The organism is Cypionkella sp. (assembly GCF_028290025.1).
Lineage (GTDB): Bacteria > Pseudomonadota > Alphaproteobacteria > Rhodobacterales > Rhodobacteraceae > Cypionkella.
Window position 1 is genome coordinate 36,869 of sequence record NZ_JAQGKQ010000093.1, and the last position, 18,078, is coordinate 54,946.

General features: G+C 56.8%; 18 protein-coding genes. 5 read left to right on the top strand and 13 right to left on the bottom strand.

What is annotated here, in order from left to right; translation table 11 throughout:
- The first annotated feature begins 112 nt into the window (after window positions 1-112).
- Complete coding sequence (locus tag JWS10_RS16680) at window positions 113-673, top strand: dimethylsulfonioproprionate lyase family protein (protein ID WP_299508962.1); 561 nt, start codon at window positions 113-115, stop codon at window positions 671-673.
- Between the two features lie 30 nt (window positions 674-703).
- Here JWS10_RS16680 and gyrB read toward each other — a convergent pair whose 3' ends face one another.
- The 8 genes from gyrB to JWS10_RS16720 form a co-directional block, all read right to left on the bottom strand.
- Window positions 704-3,154, bottom strand: a complete 2,451-nt coding sequence (gyrB, locus tag JWS10_RS16685) for a DNA topoisomerase (ATP-hydrolyzing) subunit B (protein WP_299508963.1) — start codon at window positions 3,152-3,154, stop codon at window positions 704-706.
- A gap of 74 nt (window positions 3,155-3,228) precedes the next feature.
- Window positions 3,229-3,855, bottom strand: coding sequence for a LysE family translocator (locus JWS10_RS16690; protein WP_299508964.1), 627 nt, complete (start codon window positions 3,853-3,855; stop codon window positions 3,229-3,231).
- A 24-nt stretch (window positions 3,856-3,879) separates the two neighbouring features.
- The gene (locus JWS10_RS16695) at window positions 3,880-4,404 is read right to left on the bottom strand and encodes a GNAT family N-acetyltransferase (RefSeq protein ID WP_299508965.1); all 525 of its coding nucleotides are present in this window, start codon (window positions 4,402-4,404) and stop codon (window positions 3,880-3,882) included.
- Window positions 4,401-5,486 (bottom strand): DNA replication/repair protein RecF, encoded by a 1,086-nt coding sequence (gene recF, locus JWS10_RS16700; RefSeq protein ID WP_299508966.1) that lies wholly within the window; start codon window positions 5,484-5,486, stop codon window positions 4,401-4,403. The genes JWS10_RS16695 and recF overlap by 4 nt, the downstream gene beginning before the upstream one ends.
- A gap of 63 nt (window positions 5,487-5,549) precedes the next feature.
- Window positions 5,550-6,668 carry a DNA polymerase III subunit beta gene (gene dnaN, locus JWS10_RS16705; RefSeq protein WP_299508967.1) on the bottom strand — a complete coding sequence of 373 codons (1,119 nt, stop codon included), beginning with the start codon at window positions 6,666-6,668 and terminating at the stop codon, window positions 5,550-5,552.
- A 121-nt stretch (window positions 6,669-6,789) separates the two neighbouring features.
- Complete coding sequence (gene dnaA / locus JWS10_RS16710) at window positions 6,790-8,163, bottom strand: chromosomal replication initiator protein DnaA (RefSeq protein ID WP_299508968.1); 1,374 nt, start codon at window positions 8,161-8,163, stop codon at window positions 6,790-6,792.
- A gap of 633 nt (window positions 8,164-8,796) precedes the next feature.
- On the bottom strand, window positions 8,797-9,072 hold the full coding sequence (gene rpsT / locus JWS10_RS16715) for a 30S ribosomal protein S20 (RefSeq protein WP_299481718.1): 276 nt from the start codon (window positions 9,070-9,072) through the stop codon (window positions 8,797-8,799).
- Window positions 9,073-9,266: 194 nt separating this feature from the next.
- On the bottom strand, window positions 9,267-10,088 hold the full coding sequence (locus JWS10_RS16720) for a response regulator (protein WP_299508969.1): 822 nt from the start codon (window positions 10,086-10,088) through the stop codon (window positions 9,267-9,269).
- 86 nt (window positions 10,089-10,174) lie between these two features.
- Here JWS10_RS16720 and JWS10_RS16725 point away from each other — a divergent pair, with 86 nt between their 5' ends.
- From JWS10_RS16725 to JWS10_RS16735, 3 genes are read left to right on the top strand one after another with little or no spacing between them, the layout of a single operon-like run.
- Window positions 10,175-10,342 carry a NepR family anti-sigma factor gene (locus JWS10_RS16725; RefSeq protein ID WP_299481806.1) on the top strand — a complete coding sequence of 56 codons (168 nt, stop codon included), beginning with the start codon at window positions 10,175-10,177 and terminating at the stop codon, window positions 10,340-10,342.
- The gene (locus JWS10_RS16730) at window positions 10,339-10,914 is read left to right on the top strand and encodes an RNA polymerase sigma factor (RefSeq protein ID WP_299508970.1); all 576 of its coding nucleotides are present in this window, start codon (window positions 10,339-10,341) and stop codon (window positions 10,912-10,914) included. Before JWS10_RS16725 ends, JWS10_RS16730 begins: the two co-directional genes overlap by 4 nt.
- A complete protein-coding gene (locus JWS10_RS16735; protein ID WP_299508971.1) occupies window positions 10,911-12,665 on the top strand; it encodes a sensor histidine kinase in 1,755 nt (584 codons plus the stop codon). The genes JWS10_RS16730 and JWS10_RS16735 overlap by 4 nt, the downstream gene beginning before the upstream one ends.
- 97 nt (window positions 12,666-12,762) lie before the next feature.
- On the opposite strand, the gene JWS10_RS16740 is transcribed toward JWS10_RS16735, so the two are convergent.
- Together JWS10_RS16740 and JWS10_RS16745 are read right to left on the bottom strand one after the other, a co-directional pair.
- Complete coding sequence (locus JWS10_RS16740) at window positions 12,763-13,566, bottom strand: hypothetical protein (protein ID WP_299508972.1); 804 nt, start codon at window positions 13,564-13,566, stop codon at window positions 12,763-12,765.
- Window positions 13,567-13,665: 99 nt separating this feature from the next.
- Window positions 13,666-14,205: a hypothetical protein gene (locus JWS10_RS16745; RefSeq protein ID WP_299481730.1), complete on the bottom strand. Its 540-nt coding sequence runs from the start codon at window positions 14,203-14,205 to the stop codon at window positions 13,666-13,668.
- A gap of 452 nt (window positions 14,206-14,657) precedes the next feature.
- On the opposite strand from JWS10_RS16745, the gene JWS10_RS16750 reads away from it, so the two are divergent.
- Window positions 14,658-15,563: a LysR family transcriptional regulator gene (locus JWS10_RS16750; protein WP_299481733.1), complete on the top strand. Its 906-nt coding sequence runs from the start codon at window positions 14,658-14,660 to the stop codon at window positions 15,561-15,563.
- 25 nt (window positions 15,564-15,588) lie between these two features.
- Here the strand turns inward: JWS10_RS16750 and JWS10_RS16755 are convergent, their stop codons facing one another.
- From JWS10_RS16755 to JWS10_RS16765, 3 genes are read right to left on the bottom strand one after another with little or no spacing between them, the layout of a single operon-like run.
- A complete protein-coding gene (locus JWS10_RS16755) occupies window positions 15,589-16,578 on the bottom strand; it encodes an OmpA family protein (protein ID WP_299508973.1) in 990 nt (329 codons plus the stop codon).
- A gap of 19 nt (window positions 16,579-16,597) precedes the next feature.
- Window positions 16,598-17,320 (bottom strand): N-acetyltransferase, encoded by a 723-nt coding sequence (locus tag JWS10_RS16760; protein ID WP_299508974.1) that lies wholly within the window; start codon window positions 17,318-17,320, stop codon window positions 16,598-16,600.
- Window positions 17,317-18,036, bottom strand: coding sequence for a molybdopterin-binding protein (locus tag JWS10_RS16765; RefSeq protein ID WP_299481738.1), 720 nt, complete (start codon window positions 18,034-18,036; stop codon window positions 17,317-17,319). The genes JWS10_RS16760 and JWS10_RS16765 overlap by 4 nt, the downstream gene beginning before the upstream one ends.
- Window positions 18,037-18,078: the final 42 nt, after the last annotated feature.

An 18,078-nucleotide genomic window follows, 5' to 3' on the forward strand; every position in this document is an offset into this window, starting at 1 on the left:
TGTTGAAAAACGGGCCGCGTCGATTGAGTGTTGGGGAGCAGCTGCAACGGTGTGAGAAATTATGCGTCCCCTTCAGGCGGCTTCAGTCAATATGATTACTTAAGGAGCGGATATGCGGAATAGCGTTCTCAGCGATTTCTTGGAAGCTGCTGAAGATGGGTTGCGGGTGACAACCGGTAAGGCTGCGGAGGTGGCGGCTGAAGTTGTCAAGCGTTGGCAAGTGCCGCAGAGTGCGGGTCCAGCAGCGGCTGAAAGATTGCCGGTATGCGAGTGGGTTGCGCCAGCGTTGGCGGTAAATCCGGGCGCATTGGCACAAAGTTTTGCAAAGCTGGAGCGGGGGTTGCGGTGGACCAGGCGGGCTTCGGCAGACCCGGCCGATGCGCAGTTCTGGCATGGCCATGCCAATGCGATGATCCTCGGACCGGGCGGTTTGGAGGATCGGAGGGATGTTTGGCTGGGTGTGACGGTAATGGCACCGGGCACGCTTTATACCGACCACAGCCATCCGCCGGCGGAAGTGTATCTGCCGCTAAGTGTCGGGGAATGGTGGAACGCCGAGATGGCGTGGACCGATCCGGGCGCACAGGGGTTTATCTACAATCCGCCGGGGATTCTACATGCGATGCGTGCCGGGGCCGCGCCATTTTTGGCGCTGTGGTTTTTGCCGACGTGAGGCAGGGGCCGTCAAAGCCCCCGCTTTGATTTACGCGTCGAGGTGTTCAACGTTTAGGGCGTTGGCTTGGATGAACTCGCGACGGGGTTCAACGACATCGCCCATTAGTTTGGTGAAGATGTCGTCGGCTTCGGTGAGATCATCAATCTTGACTTGCAGCAGGGTGCGGGCTTCGGGATCAAGCGTGGTTTCCCAAAGCTGTTCGGGGTTCATTTCACCCAGACCCTTGTAGCGTTGCAGCGCGAGGCCCTTCTCGCCCTCGGCCAGCACCGATTTCAGCAGATCAATCGGGCCGTGCACCAATTGCTCGCGGTCTTTTCGGGTCAGGCGAGCAGGGTCGCGGAAGTAATCGCGGGTGTCGCGCGAGCTTGCGGCGAGGCGGCGAGCCTCACCGGAACGCAGAACCGCACCATCAAGCGTGCGCAATTCTTCGACACCGCGCAGCACACGGCTTAGGCGGATGCCGTGATCTTGGGTGATCCGACCGCTCCAACCCTTTTCGTACTCCGGCGCGATGAGATTCAGACGAGTGGCGACGGTATTAGCGACGGCTTGCAAATCGGCGTCGGCTTGGCCTTGATCGAAAGCACCGGCAAGCGCCGCCTGTTCCAGAATGCCGCGCGGGTAGTTGGTCGGGAAGCTATCGAGAACCTTGCGGAACTGGCGCGCACCTTCAATGACACGGCGCAGGTCGGCACCGGCAATTTCCTCTCCACTCGGCAGCGCCAGAACTGCTCCTTCGACGCCCATGTCGATCAGGTAATCTTCCAACGCGGCTTGGTCCTTGATGTAAACCTCGGACTTGCCACGCGCCACTTTGTAAAGCGGTGGTTGGGCGATATAGAGGAAGCCACCCTCAATCAGCTGCGGCATTTGGCGGAAGAAGAAGGTCAGGATCAGGGTACGGATATGCGCGCCATCTACATCGGCGTCGGTCATAATAACGACCTTATGGTAGCGCAACTTCTTGATATCAAACTCATCCCGGCCAATACCGGTGCCAAGTGCGGTGATCAGCGTGCCGATTTCCTGGCTGGCGAGCATACGGTCAAACCGCGCACGCTCGACGTTCAGGATCTTACCTTTCAGCGGCAAGACCGCTTGATTGGCGCGTGAACGACCCTGCTTCGCGGAACCGCCAGCTGAGTCACCCTCGACGAGGAAAATCTCGGCTTTGGAGGCATCCTTCTCCTGACAATCGGCCAGTTTCCCGGGCAGGTTTGCTACGTCTAACGCTGTCTTGCGCCGGGTCAGTTCGCGGGCTTTACGGGCGGCTTCACGCGCCATTGCAGCTTCGATAATCTTACCGACGATCACTTTGGCATTCTGCGGGTTTTCTTCAAACCATTCGGACAACTTTTCATTGACCATGTTTTCAACTGCTGGGCGCACCTCTGATGAGACCAGCTTATCTTTGGTTTGACTGGAGAATTTCGGATCGGGCACTTTCACCGACAATACGCAGGTCAGACCTTCGCGCGCATCGTCGCCGGTGAAGTCAATTTTCTCACGCTTGGCGATGCCGGAGGATTGCGCATAGGCGTTGATCGTGCGGGTCAATGCCCCGCGGAAACCGGCCAAATGGGTGCCGCCATCGCGCTGCGGGATGTTGTTGGTAAACGGCAGCACCATTTCGTTGTAGCTGTCGTTCCACCACATCGCGACTTCGATAACTATGCCGTTACGCTCGCCAATCATGTATATCGGCTCTGCCATGATCGAGGTCTTTGAACGGTCGATATACTTGACGAACTCTTTCACGCCGCCGTCATAGTAAAGCTCGGTCCGCAGCGGTTCAGCGGGCCGTTCGTCTTCGATGATGATGCGCACGCCCGAGTTCAGAAACGCAAGTTCACGCAGGCGGTGTTCTAAGGTTTTAAAGCTGTATTCCAGATTGGAAAACGTGCCGTCGGGGATGTTTGTTTTTGCCGCTGCCAAAAAGCGCACTTCGGTGCCGCGCATACCGGGGGCCGGGCCAACTTCGTAGACATGCACGACGCAATCGCCGTGCTCAAAGCGGGCACGATACTCGGTTTCGTCGCGCCAAACCGTCAGTTCAAGCCATTCCGACAATGCGTTCACAACCGAAACCCCGACGCCGTGCAGGCCGCCGGACACTTTGTAAGCGTTTCCGCTGTCGTCAGTGTTGTTGAATTTGCCGCCTGCGTGGAGCTGGGTCATGATGACCTCAGCCGCCGAAACACCCTCTTCCTGGTGCATATCCACTGGGATGCCGCGACCGTTGTCGCGCACTGAAACCGAGCTGTCGGCGTGAATTTTTACCGTCACTGCGGTGGCGTGTCCGGCTAATGCTTCGTCGATGCCGTTGTCAACGACTTCATAGACCATATGGTGCAGGCCCGAGCCATCGTCGGTGTCGCCAATATACATGCCCGGACGCTTGCGAACAGCCTCTAAGCCTTTGAGAACTTTGATAGAATCGGCGCCGTAAGATTCCGGCTTTCTGGGCTCTACGGCCATGTGGTTTTCACCCTTTGATTTACCCTCGGAATATAGCGGCTCGGGGGGGGGATGTCACGCCTTGCACACAAGATTTAGCGGTTTGATGCCGCAATCACGAGGCCGACGCCGATAAGCAAAATGCCCGAGCAGAGATTAAGCTTACGGATGCTTTCCGGGCTGGAGAGCAACTTGCGCGCACGGTCAAGAAACAGCGCGAGGCTAAGATTTCCAAGCATCGGTACCGCTGCGGAAATTATCAGGATCGCCGCGATGTCAGGGGTTTTGACCTTTGAAAGATCGAAGAAACCCGGCAGAACCCCCATGTAAAACAAGATGGCTTTCGGGTTGCCGATCACGGCGGCGACTCCAACGGCAAATCCCGCCCACATGCCGGGTCTGGTCATGCGACCCTCGGTGGTGGGGGATGCGGCAGGCTTGCGAATGAGCAAGATGCCCATGAAGATAAACACGACAGCCGCAAGCCAGCGCAGCATATCGAGAAAGCCGCCATAGACTGATAAAACCCAGCTTAGCCCGAAGATTGCAGCCATTGGCCAGATCAGATCGCCCAAAGCAACGCCGATAGCGAGCGGCCACGCCGAGGCAAAGCCCCCCGACAGCGCCCGCGCGGTCAGCGCCACCCAAACCGGGCCGGGGATGGCCCAAAGCAGCGCCATGCCGCCTGCATATAGCACCAACTGGTATAGGCTGACAGACATTTGGATCCCCGCATTGCGTGTTGCTTAGAAGAGTGGCCCGAGCATGTCCAGCGGGGCAGTGGTAGGCCAGACTTGACCGCGCAATGGAAGCACCATCAAAGTTTCGGCGGGTTCGGTGGCAATCTCTTGGGTGCGGCCACTGCTGATATTTAGGTAAGTTAACGCATTCGGATGTCGAATAAATCCATGGCCTGCGTAGAGCGATGCCTTACCAAACAGCACGAGATATTCTGAGGGCGTGCTGTCGGCCAGTTTGATCGCAGCTTGCAGGAGCCTGCTGGCAATCTGTTGGCCGCGATGATCGGGATGGGTGCAAACCTCGGCCATTCCCGCAATATCGGTTAGCTTGCCTGCCATCCGAACCGTGCGCAGCAGCAGGCCGATGTGTCCCATGATCTGGCCGTTCAAGCGATGAATAAGCCTAAGGTGCGGACGCTGGCGGTAATAGCTTTTATTATCGAAATCGGTGTCGAAACAGCGGGTCAGCAAATCGGCAATCTGCATTTCGTCGGCACGCGTCAGCGCCCATTCCGGGATTTGTTCGATCATTTTGTCACCGAGGAAAGGCCGTTTATCTCAGTGACGCTTAGGTTTTGCGCGCGTGGGCCAAGGCTGTCAAATAGCGCGGCTTCTGTGCCGGTCATCAACGCCTGTGCGCCCAAGGCGCAAAGCTCGTCATAAAGTGCAGCACGGCGATCGGCATCCAAATGGGCCGCGACTTCGTCTAGCAACAGGATCGGGGCGGCACCCAGTTCGGTGGATAAAGCGCGGGCGTTGGCGAGGATCAGACTGATCAGCAGCGCCTTTTGCTCGCCAGTAGAGCATTGCTCGGCTGGCACGCCTTTGGCGGCGAAGATCGCGGACATATCCGCGCGATGCGGGCCGATCAACGTGCGGCCAGCGGCCATATCGCGGCGGCGGTTTTCGGAGAGGGCGAGGCTTAGGTCGGCCGCGTCCTCAATGGTGGTCAGGGTCAGATCGGCACGAGGAAAGGCGGTCTCTGCACCGTCTTGTGCCTGCCGCAACTGAGTTAACGCCGCCTGACGGTTGGCAGTGATCTGTGCGCCTGCGCTGGCCATCTGAGCCTCTAAAGCGCCATACCAATGCGGGTCGGTGATCTGGTCCTTCAGCAAGCGGTTGCGGTCACGCATGGCTTTTTCATAGGCCAGCACCGCCTCGGCATGGTCTGGTACGAACGACAGCGTCATGCGGTCGAGAAAGCGACGACGGCCTTCCGCAGCTTCAATCCATAAGCGATCCATCGCGGGCACCAGCCACAGCACGCGGGCAATGCGCCCCAGTGCGGACTGGGTGGCGGCTTTACCATCGATGCGGACAGAGCGCGTGTCGCCACCTTCGGCCCAAGTTTCCACCTGATGATCGGCACCAAAGCCGCGCAGATCGGCAGTTATCTTCCAGCCGAGGCTTTCGGGTTTGCGAGCGATCTCATCCGCAGTGGCACGACGCAAACCGCGGCCCGGCGATAGCAGCGACATGGCTTCTAGGATATTGGTCTTGCCCGCACCATTCGGCCCAACGATAGCCACCGGGCGGCCATCAAATTCTAGCCGCGCGGCTTTATGGCTACGGAAATGCGAGAGGGTTAGCGCGGTGATGGCAAGCCCGCTCACGCTGATCCCTTTCACATTGGCCTAAATACTCTGAGGGTATGGGGGCAAGTCCCCAAGCGCGTCTTAAACCCGCATCGGCATGACGACGTAGACCGCCGACATATCATTGCCTTCGCGCATTAACGTCGGGTCGCCCGACGAGTTGAACAGGAACACAGCGTTTTCGCGATCTACTTGGCTGGCGATTTCCAGCAAGTATTTGGCGTTAAAACCGATTTCGAGACGCTCGTCAGAGTAAGCCACGGCCAGTTCTTCCTCGGCGGCACCGGAATCAGGCGCGTTTACGGACAGGATCAGGCGGTCTTCGTCGAGGCTGAGTTTCACCGCGCGGGAGCGTTCCGACGACACGGTGGCGACGCGGTCAACGGCTTTGGCAAATTCGGTGGCATCGACTTCCAAGCGGCGGGTGTTGCCGGTGGGGATGACGCGGGTGTAGTCGGGGAAGGTGCCGTCGATGACTTTTGAAGTCAGCGTGATCAACGGTGTCGCAAAGCGGACTTTGGTTTCCGAGACTGAAACCGCGATGATCGCGGAATCATCATCGAGCAGTTTCTTCAATTCGTTCACAGTCTTGCGCGGCACGATGACACCGGGCATCCCCTGCGCGCCTTCGGGCAGGGGGGCATCAATGCGGGCGAGACGGTGGCCATCGGTTGCCACACAACGCAGCACAGCGCCGACGTCTCCGGTTGAGACATGCATATAAACGCCGTTCAGGTAATAGCGGGTTTCCTCGGTCGAAATCGCGAATTTTGCTTTGTCAAACAGGCGGCGCAGCACTGGGGCGGGGGCCGAGAAGTTTGAAGAATATTCGGAGGTTGCCATTACCGGGAAATCTTCGCGCGGCAGGGTGGCGAGGCTGAAGGTGGAGCGACCAGCGGCAATCGTCAGGCGACCAGTGGCGGCATCCTCTGTCAGAGCCACAAGCGAGCCATCGGGCAGTTTACGGATAATTTCATGCAGCATCACGGCGGACACCGTGGTGGCCCCGGCGCGCTCCACCATCGCAGGCGCGCGGTCAACTACCTCTATATCCAGATCGGTGGCGCGGAACGATACTGTATCGCCCTCGGCTTCAATCAGCACGTTGGCGAGGATCGGAATGGTGTTGCGGCGTTCCACCACTGACTGCGCTTGTGCCAGCGCCTTCAGAAGAATGCTGCGTTCGATGCTGATCTTCATTTCGTTCCCCTTGGCGACGCCCCTTTGCAGGGACGCCAAAACTACCCGGTTCTGGCCGGTTCACAAGCATTTTCGGGACTTTGTGGACGAATACGCAGGCCGTCAAGCCTGCGATCCCCGATTAGGTCTGCAACTGACGCCGCAACAGTTGCAGATCGTCTGAAAGTTGCGAATCGGTGGTCATCAGTTCTTCAATTTTGCGCACACCGTGCATGATGGTAGTGTGATCGCGGCCGCCAAACCGGCGCCCGATTTCCGGCAAGCTGCGCGAGGTTAGCTGCTTGGCGAAATACATCGCGACTTGGCGTGGGCGGGCGATATTGCGCAGGCGTTTCGGGCCGATCATATCCGACAGGCGGATGTTGTAATGCTCGGCGACTTTGCGTTGGATTTCTTCGATGGTAAGCTTGCGATCCGAAGCGCGCAGGATGTCGGCAAGGCAATCTTGCGCCAGTTCCAGCGTGATTTCGCGGCCCACAAGGCTGGCGAAAGCGAACAGGCGAGTCAAAGCGCCTTCCAGCACGCGAACGTTTGTGGTGATGCGATGGGCGAGAAACTCCAGAACCCCGGTAGAGATCGCCAAGCCTTTGTATTGCTGGCGATAATACTCGGCCTTTTGCTGTAGGATGCCAAGACGAAGTTCGTAATCGGTGGGATGAAGATCAACCACCAATCCGCATTGGAGGCGAGATTTGATGCGGTCTTCCAGATCTTTAATCTCACCCGGCGCGCGGTCAGCGGAGATGACGATCTGTTTGTTCTGATCAATCAGCGCATTGAAGGTGTGGAAAAATTCTTCTTGGGTGCTGTCTTTGCCCGCGATGAATTGCACGTCATCGACCATTAGCACGTCAACCGAGCGGAACAGCTCTTTGAAATCCATGATCTGCTTGTCGCGCAAGGCTTGCACGAAGCGGTACATGAATTGCTCGGCGGATAGATAAAGCACACGTAGCTGCGGCTGGCGGGCCTGAAGTTCATGTGCAATCGCGTGCATCAGGTGGGTCTTACCCAAACCGACGCCACCATACAGGAACAGCGGATTAAAGGTAACCGGGCCGCCCTCCGCGACACGGCGCGCAGCAGCATGCGCCAGTTCGTTGGGCTTGCCGACAACGAAGCTGTCGAAGGTAAAGCGCGCATCGAGCGTGGCACCGGGCAGATCATCGTCCGAACGGTAGCGCGCAGAAGGCTTGACGCGGCTAGGTTTGTCAGCAGCCAGCGCGGTATGAGTCGGCATCGGCGCAGGAGAATTGGCTGGCACGAAAAACTCTGCGCGGCCTACTGGATGGCCTTCGGCATTCAGCAGACCCAAAATATGATCGGAATAGTTCCGTGACACCCAATCGCCGAAAAACGTTGTAGGCACTTCAAAGCGTGCCACACCGTCAGTCAGACCAGCCCAACGCAAGGGCTCGATCCAGCTGGTGTAATTGTTCTTGCCGATCCGCTTTGCCAGCGTTTCGCGCACCTTGCCCCAGGCCTCATTCGTCATTGTCTCGTCTTCCCCAAGCGCCTTTCGGAAACCCGATGGCGCTTTCTAGTTGTCCCACGTTCCCACACGGTTCAGCTCGACTGTTGTCACCGAAAAACACTCAATGCAGCTTGGCAAAACTGCCAAACCTGCTTGAGTGTCCCTGCGCGGTGGCGAGGACAAAACTATAACTTCCGCATCCGGAAGATCCGGCGACGGCGTTTTCGTTTAGTTAGCGCAAAAATGGCGCAAGCAGTATAACAGTCGGACAACAAAAGATAATATCAGGTTATTATGAGCATGGCTTGGCAGCTGCGCCCCTGATTTTCCGCTTTTATTGCCGTCTTGTCCCCCAGACGAAGTGAATCGCTTGGGCAAGTTAGCAAGCTGCGGCGGCCGCCTGCAACTGAACTTGTTGCTTGACAGAACTTTGGTTTCGCGAATCCCTTTGGCCATGCAAATCGGCAACGCTGGATGCGAAATGCTTGAGAAATTGCTGTGTGAACGGGGTATCTGGTTGCGTTCAGGCAATTGTCCCAAAGCCGATGACCGATTCTTACCGCAACCGAATGTGCAAAAATGCACTAGGGCGCGGCCTTTCGGCGCGCGCCCTAACGTAAGTCCAAGTCTGACGAATTCGGACCTAAGCCCGAGTTAAGCTGCAGGGGTCGCCAGCGCGTTGACGCGCGATGCCAAACGCGAGATTTTGCGTGACACGGTATTCTTGTGCATCACGCCTTTGCTAACGCCACGCGCCAATTCTGGCTGAGCATTTTTCAGCGCCAAAGCAGCTGCGTCTTGGTTGCCCGAAGCCAATGCTTCTTCAACCTTGCGAAGGAAAGTACGGATGCGCGAGCGGCGCGCCTTGTTGATGTCTTGACGAGCTTCAGACTGGCGAGCGCGTTTTTTGGACTGGGCAGTATTTGCCATTGATATGGTATCCTTGGGGTCGGTTAAATTTTGTCGCGCAAAAGCCCCAAGGCCCCTTCAGACGTGAAGGGATGATTCTGCCAAAGCGGGCTCACACGCATGTATCGAAAGCCCATAAGGCAAGTGCGTCAGAAAGGAAACAGCAAATGCGCGCGCCTATTCATAGGGCACGCGCAAGGAAACTGGTCGGTATTTTAGTTGCTTTCGCTTTCCATCAGCGTCTCGGTAGAGGCGAAGAACATCGCCTGACTTACCGAGGACCGCACCTGCTCTTCGGAGTAGGGTTTGTTAATCAGGAACGCAGGCTCTGGACGTTCGCCGGTCAGCAGGCGCTCTGGAAACGCCGTGATAAAGATAACCGGGATGTGATCGAAGCCAGCAAGAATATCATTCACCGCATCAATACCGGAAGAACTGTCGGCCAGATGAATATCGGCGAGGATAAGGTCGGGCATATCAGACTTCGCCAGCGCCACCGCCTCTTTACGGGTGCGGGCAACGCCGGTTACTTGATGGCCCATCGCCTCTACTATAGCGATGATATCCATCGCGATGATCGCTTCGTCTTCGATCACCATGATACGTCCGCTCACGGTTCCCGTCATTTCACGCAGAGCCATGTTAATCAGGCCGAGTGCCTCCTCGGCGTCGGTCTGCATGATTGCGCCAATCTGCTCGGCGGTAAAGCCTTCAACAAAATGCAGCAGTAACGCCTCACGGCTGTTAGGTGTCAAATCTGCCATATGAGCCTGTGCGGCTGCGGACAATCGGTTGTCGGCCTGACCGACAGGCGCACCGGAACTTGCCCAAACCATATGGAAAACATTGAAAAGCGCAACTTTCGCATCAGTTGCTTCGGCGATTAATGCTGGCTCGGCCAAGACAGTTTCCAGAGCTGCCAAGGCGTAGCGATCTCCGCTGGTCTGGTTGCCAGTTAATGCACGAGCATAGCGCCGTAACATTGGCAGATGCAGGCCCACTGTGTCTGCCAAACCGACGCTAGAATTATTGCTCATTCAGTTGCTCCCCTATACATTTTTCTTGGGAACCAAACGCAAGGAACCGCGTTTGGTTCCGTGATGATGACAGGAAATTGTTTGTAATGCAAAATCAGGGGTCAAAAGCAGAGCTGGATGCGCAAGCAAACCAGATCAAAACGCAGATCGAAGAAAACCTGAAAAGGGTTTACGAAGCTGTGCTGGTTGAAGAGGTTCCAGATCGTTTCAAACAACTGCTGCAACAGTTGAAAGCGAACGAGGCATTGAAGTGACCACGGAGCCAGATGGCGGTGTAGATCCGCGAGATCAGCTTGTCGAACATCTGCGACCCTTGCGGGCTTTTGCGATTAGTTTGACTCGAAACGTGTCTTCTGCGGACGATTTGGTGCAGGAGACCATACTTAAAGCTTGGAGCAGCATTGATAAGTTCCAGCGCGGGAGCAACCTGCAAGCGTGGTTGTTCACAATTTTGCGCAATACCTACTACTCCAGTCTTCGCAAATCTCGGCGTGAAGTCGCGGACCCTGAGGGCAATTTCGCTGCGACGTTAAGTGTGAAACCGGCGCATGATGGGCGCATGGCGTTCACTGATTTTCTCCGGGCCTTTGACGCATTGTCCGACGAGCACCGTGAAGTGCTTATTCTGGTGGGTGCATCTGGTTTTACCACCGAAGAGGCCGCCGCGATGATGGGCGTTGCCACGGGAACCGTGAAAAGCCGCGCCAGCCGAGCGCGACGTCGATTGTCGCAACTATTGGGCTTGGCCGAAGGTGAGGGGATGTTTTCGGGCGTTGACGCAGTCACCGAGGCCGTTATGGCGCGTGGATCGGCCGCAATGGGATGACACGTTTACCGCCGTCCCTGTCTGCGCGTCCGCCGTTTTTTCAACGGCTGGGCGCGCGCCTTGCGTTGATGGTGGCGGTGGCAATGTTGCCGCTTGGCTTTTTAGGATTGCTACAATCGCAGGCCGCCAACACCGAAGCTCGGCAACGTTCTGTGCTCGCCATTATGGATGAAACGACACGGGCAGCCGCTCCCGAGATTCGGTTGATCCAACACGCTCAAGTAACGGCTGCCACCTTGGCACAGACCGTGGTGGACCGATTAGACGAAAATGCCAGATGCCGGCAGCTTATGAAGGCGATAGCGAAACAGAATCCGGCGCTATCGTTGGTGGCATATGTTCCGCTTTCAGGCAAAATGACCTGCTCTTCGGTCGATAAAGACTTTGATTTTTCGCAAAGCGAACGTTTCAAAAAGATCGCGGCTTTTGACCGTCCGGGATTTTCGGTCAACCCTAAAGGTGCGGTTTCGGGTGTTTCCGTGCTCGGGGTCACGCACCCTGTTTATGATGACGGTGGTACGCGGATCGGGTTTATGTACATTTCGATGCCGCATAAAACCTTGGCCGAAGTGAACAATACTGTGCCTGCCACCAGTTCAGCAGACCCGTTGGCGCTGGTGACCTTCGATGCCGAAGGCACTGTATTGACCTCTTCGGTTGGCCTGAACGAGGCTGCTGCCAACATTCCCAGCAATACCACGCTGAAAGATCTTGCGAACGGCACGGCGCGCACGTTCTCGGCGCGTTCGCTGGAGGGTGAGAGCCGGATATTTTCTGTCGTGCCAATGGCTGACGGGCTTTTTTTGTTGGGCTCTTGGGGCCAAGCTGACAGCCTGATGTTACTGGGCCATGATATCAGCCCCTACATATTCCCGATGCTGATGTGGTTGTCTGCGATGCTGATGGCTCTGTTGGGCGCTGAAACTTTGGTGGCACGACATATGCGGCGCCTTGGTGCGGCGATGACTGGTTTCGCGGGCGGTGACCGCAAACAGGCCGCGCTTAGTCTGGCTGGCAGTCCGGCCGAGATCAAAGAACTCGGCCGATCCTACGAGGTGTTGACAGAGACTATTCTGCATGACGAAGCCGAGCTTGAGAACATCCTACGGCAAAAGGAAATTTTGCTGCGTGAGGTGCATCACCGCACAGGCAATAGCTTGCAGCTTATCGCCTCGATAATGCGCATTCACATGCGCCAGGAACAATCCAGCACGGTGCGCTCTATTCTGGAAGGGCTGCATGATCGCGTGATGGCACTGGCAACGGTGCATATCGGGCTTTACCAGACCGCTGGGCAAAACGACGTGCGGATGGATGCGTTGTTTGCCGGGGTGATCCGGCAGATTAGCGGAATGGGCAAAGCCGCTGGAAATAAGCCCAAGATTGAAACTGATTTTGAGCCGATTCAACTCATCCCCGATCAAGCAGTACCTTTGGCGTTGCTGTTGACCGAATTGCTGGCCGGTATGGCAGCAAGCGAGGCTTATGTTAATCCTATCGAAGTGTCGCTGAAGCGAATCGATTTAGGCCAAAAGGCGCGGTTACACATAAAAGGTCCGGCGGTGATCGGCACCGCGGTGGCGGATCAACCAACCCCCACGGTGATTGGCGCACAGTTGGTGCGGGGTTTTGCCCAGCAAATCGGCGGTAAAGTCAGCGTCGCCCATACGGCTCAAGCGGTAGATGTGACGGTAGATTTTCCCATTCGCGAAGGCTACGTTCCAGTACTGCCGGAAATTAGCGCAGCTTAGGCTTCATCGGGTGAGAGATACGGGATAACGCAAAAAATAGGCGCCGCTGTCTTGCGACAACGACGCCCTACTGGTCTAAAAGCTGATGCAGATCGCGTTACGAGGTTTGACGCGCGCTGCGACTTCCGGCCAGAATATCCATCGCCGTATGTGCCCGCTGACGCTCTTGCGATAGCAGGTCGCGGGTTTCTTCCAGCAAACGGTCGCGTTCCTTTGCCATCTTCCGCTCACCCGACGGACGCCGCCGGACGACAGCGCAAATTGCAGCGCCCAACGCCAAGGCTGCGCTGATGATTGCAATAGGATGATCGTTGACGGCCTTTGAACTGGCATTGCGCAAACTTAGCTGAGCTTCATAAGCGGCTTCTCGCGCTGCGACAATGCGCTCTTGTGCCGCCGTCGAAAGTTGATCCAAGCCGCGGTGCATAGATTTGCGAACATCGCGCGCGAGATCAGCAAACACTGCCGCGCGTTGTTTAGCGTATTCAATGCCGTCCATCGCTTTGGCTTCCAAACCATGCAGGGTTGCGTTGGCTTGCAGGCGAAGCGCCTCAGCTTCTGCGACCCAGTCAAAGTCAGGGTCTTCCAGCGGCATCGTGGGGCCGCCTTCGTCTTCCCAACGCGCATGGGCTTCGTACTTTGTGCCATTCAGACCTTCGGTATCAACTCGGTTCGCATCGTGCTTGCGACTTAGAAGATACCAAGCCAAGCCCGCGCCCGCGAGGGACACCAAGGCAGGATTGGCTCTGGCGACGCCGCCAATCTGGCGTGCCTGAGTCATCAAATTTCCTGCCACGCCCTGCACCGAAAAGCGATCGCCCAACGCGCTGAGCGAGGCTTTCAATGCAGCACGATCGCGCTGCAGTTGTTGCTCGATAAGATCGGGTTCCAGATTATCCATTCGCATCTCAGTTTCCCATCGTTTTCAAGCTGCCGTTATCTTGGCGAGGATTGCCAAAGCTGCGCTTGGATGTTGACGTTGTGCGGTTGTCGTTATTTCTCATGATCGACCGCCGCGATTGCGGTTTGGCGACTGCATGAAACGCGCAACGACAAAACCCAGAACAGCCGCGCCAGCGACCACGGTTCCAGGATTGCGACGCGCATAGGCTTTACTGCTGGCGACGAGGTCATTGATCGAACCCGAACGCAATTGTTCTGTCACGTCCGTCACAGTACCCGCCACGGCTTCAACCACGCGGCCCGAGGCAGTACGCGTTCCATCTGCTGCATCACGCAGCGCGCTGGCCAAACGATCGCCGCCGTCGGAGAGCTTCGCGCGTGCCGAACTGAACCGTGACTGCGCTGCCTCGCTTAAATCATCCAAACGGTCTTCAGCGGCTGCCGCAGCTTCGGCCGCCTTATCTTTTACTTTGCGTGCAGCACTCTGACCCAAGTCTTTTGCATCATCGAAAACCTCAGAAGCATTTTCGCGTGCAGACTTGCTTGCTTGTGTCACTTTTTCTGCAACTTGCTTAACCGCATCGTCTACAGCCTTGTGCGCATTAGAAGCCGAATCTTTTAGATTTTCCGCGTTCATTAGTTCATCCCCTGAATCATGACTCCATGTTGATCCGACGATTTAGCGACCAGCATGGCGATAATCACATCAAATATAGCGCGCTGAGATTGGCTCAACACACCCGAATCCACATCAGTCGCTGCTAGAATCCGCGCCCACCGATGCGATTGCGCAAGATCAACGCGCAAAGGCTCGGTTGGTTCCGTCGTTAGCGGCGACTTAGGTGATCGCAGCGTCAGTCAGGCAACTTCGTCAGATAATTTGGCGACAACGCACCTGAGGGCAGTGCTGTTTCGCGGCTTCGATTACATAATTAAACCCGTGGAGGGAACGATCCGTTTGCTGCGGTGTTTCCACCGCATGAACGATCCGCCGTAATACCCCGGATAGGACGCAGCCTCGCCCCGATCTTGCCTGATTTGACGATCAATAAGATCACATCTGCCCACTCTGCTCGCTTGGGGACAACAATGGATCGACTCACTGAAATGGAAGCGTTTGCCACGGTCGTAGACCAGGGCGGCTTCACTGACGCTGCGAAGAAGATGGGGATTTCTAAGTCCGCTGTCTCAAAGCACGTCTCTGCCTTAGAGGCTCGCTTGGGGGCGCGATTGCTAAATCGCACCACGCGCCGTGTTTCACCGACAGAGATCGGCTTGGCGTATTATGATCGCGCCCGGAGGGTTTTGAACGATGCGGGTGAGGCGGATGCCTTGGTCACATCAATGCAATCCGCGCCATCTGGATTGCTGCGTATTTCGGTGGCGACCGACTTTGGCGTGAACCTTTTGTCGCCAATCTTGGGGGATTTCCTGCTAGAATATCCCGATATCACCGTCAACATGGTGCTGAACAATCGCTATGTGGAGCTAATTTCTGAGGGCTTCGATATGGCTATTCGGGTTGGGGAACTCGAAGACAGCTCGTTGCGCGCCCGCAAATTGACTGACACCACCAAGCGGATGATTGGCAGCCCATCGTATTTTCAGAAATACGGACGACCACTCAAAATCGACGACCTCAACGAACACAAACTTCTGCATTATTCCAACCAAGCCAACGGAAATGTCTGGAAAGTTTCTGCGCCTTCAGGTGAAAAGCGGCAGGTACGGACGGCCGGCTGGCTGACTGTTAATGACGGTCAAAGCCTGCTAAATGCGGCGATCTCTGGGCTTGGTATCGCTTACCTGCCCAGCTTCCTCTATGCCGATGCGATGAAAAACGGTCAGGTTGAAGAAGCTATCGCGGGCCTGCCAGTTGAGACACTTGGGATCTACGCGGTCTATCCGCCCGGGCGATTCACCCAACCGAAAGTCCGCGCGTTCATCGACTTTCTTGCACGTAGGTATCTTGATAAGGGCCCAGACGTTTGGTGAGACTTAGCGTTAGTGACTAGCGATGTTATTCCGGGGTCAGGGTTGGAACAACCTCGACCCTTCGGTTTTTCTGTTGGCCATCGGGCGTCAGATTGCTGGCACGCGGCGCAAGCGGGCCGACGCCATCCGCGCTGATTTGCGCCTCGGTCGCGCCATAACTTGTCACAAGCACCTGCCGCACACTTTCAGCCCGCTTCTTCGACAGTGCCGTGTTGCTCGCCAGCCCGCCCGAGGCATCAGTATGGCCAACCAGCGCCACGGTCTTTGTGGGATTGGCATTCAGCCACCCGGCAAGAGCCACCAATGACGCATACTTGCCGTCGGCCAACTCTGACGAGCCCGACGTGAAAACCAGATCCTCCAGTACTTGTGCTTGACCAAGATCTAGCCGAGCACCCAAATCGGACGCGGATTGCGCCGCATCTGCGGGCTTCAAATCTCCAATGTCAGCTTGTGCGGCGGGCTCTGATGATTGGGGTGATGCAGCCGCCAGCGTAGCCGTCTCGCCACCGATTCTGGTCAACTGTACGTAGCCGTTTTCTGGCGATTTGCTGACCAAAAGCCCGAGATATTCCTTGCCCTTGAGCCCCGCCCGTTCCGCCGCAAGGTACCGGAAGTCCCCCAGATCGACGTGCATGTCCGGTTCTGCCACTACCTCTGTTCCAAAGCGGAAATCGTAGCCACCGCAAGCCTCGGTCTCGCATTCGAAAATTACTTTGAAACCAGCCGCAGCGATCTGACTGCGCAATGATTGGATCAGTTCCAACGTCGACACCCTTGGCACCTCTACACGCCAAGCCCGTTGGTCGAGGTTGCCTTCGGTCTGCTGCATCGCGATCGTACCCGCGGCAAATGGCCCGACAGCGAGGCGAAACGAGGCCAAAGCCTCATTGCGCTGCAGCGTTGACTCAGAAGGGCCGGGAAATTGGATGTTTAACATTGGTGCAGATTGCGCAACCGTGGCGCAGCAAAATGAGCCGATCGCAAAGACTACACGAAGCGTCGAATTTTTCATTTGCTTGGCCTCTGTGGGCTCATTTCTGTCGATAGTGATATTGTCCCACAACCTTCATCGCCAAGGAAGCGTAAAGCCTGCGGGCCGCATCATTCGCCACGGTGACGATCACTAACAACATATCTGCCCCGTTGTCTTGCGCCCAAATGGCCGCAGCCCGCAAGATGTTGTGCGCGGAACCCTGCCTGCGCTGACGGGTCGTGACCTCTAGCGCATGCAGCATCGCGAAGTTTTCGTGCACCGCAACGAAGGCAATCCCAGCTGCGCGGTCTTGGGCACGGCTTAGGATGGCTGTTTTCGGCCCCACCACCCGATCCATGATTGCCAAACGTGCCGCGCCGACACCGCCTTCTGCCCACAGGTCAGCGGCGATTGCCATCGGTGGCCAATGCGGAAAAGTCGTCATTGGCTCCGGCGGTAGTGCTAGCGTCGCTATCGGTGCCGCATAGGCTACGACCGGGTCAACAATCCGATAGCCGCGTGCCATCAGCGCCTGATCAAGCCTGTCGTCGCCCGCTCGGATCACGAATAGCGCTGACTGCCCCAACGCGGCCATAGCCGTTTCAGCGACAGGAATATCGGTGTCTTGCCAGTCGCCATCAGCCGTCGCTGCAGACACACGTTTGCCGCCGCCCTTGCCTTCACGGATCGTCCAAGGCCCAGCTTTGCTGGCTGCGGCGGTACGCCAAGTCGCCTCCATCACTTGCTGAAGCCGTTCGGCATCTATGACTGCGGATGTCATTCGAACAACTCGGTCAACCGCAGCATGGCAGCGCTTACCCGTCCCGGATCTGTGCCGCGGATTACCAGATTCGTTCCGAAGCTTCCATTTTGCGTGAACGGATAGGACCCCATCGAAAGGTCGGGGAATTGGGCAGCAAGAGCGCCAAAGTCCGCAGCAATCTCACCCTCACCACGCTGCACGCGCAAGGTTTGCGAAAGCAACGGTGGACCACCGGTCAGCGTTGGCAGCACCGAGGCCAGCATCGCCTCAAATATCTTTGGCACTCCGGCCATGACATGCACATTGTTCAGGCTGAAACCCGGCGCAATCGAGACTGGGTTGTCAATCAGGGCGGCGCCATCGGGTATGCGCGCCATACGCTGCCGTGCCTCGTTAAACGGCATGTTCTGTCGTTCATAATGTGCGCTCATCAGCGCCATGGCATCTGCGCGGTGGGTGATCGCCACGCCGAACGCCGCCGCAATCGCATCGGCGGTGATGTCATCGTGGGTCGGGCCAATGCCGCCAGAGGTGAACAGATGGTCATACTTGTTAGATAAAGCCTGCACGGCCTCGACAATCTCGGCGTGATCATCCGCCACCACCCGCGCTTCTGCCAAGGTGATGCCATGCTTGGTCAGCTCGCAGGCAATGTAGTGCAGATTCGAATCGCGAGTGCGTCCCGACAAGATCTCGTCACCGATCACCAGCATGGCGGCGGTTGGGTTGGGCATGAGGTACTCCTTTTCGAATTTCTCAAATATAGGTCTAAGCGA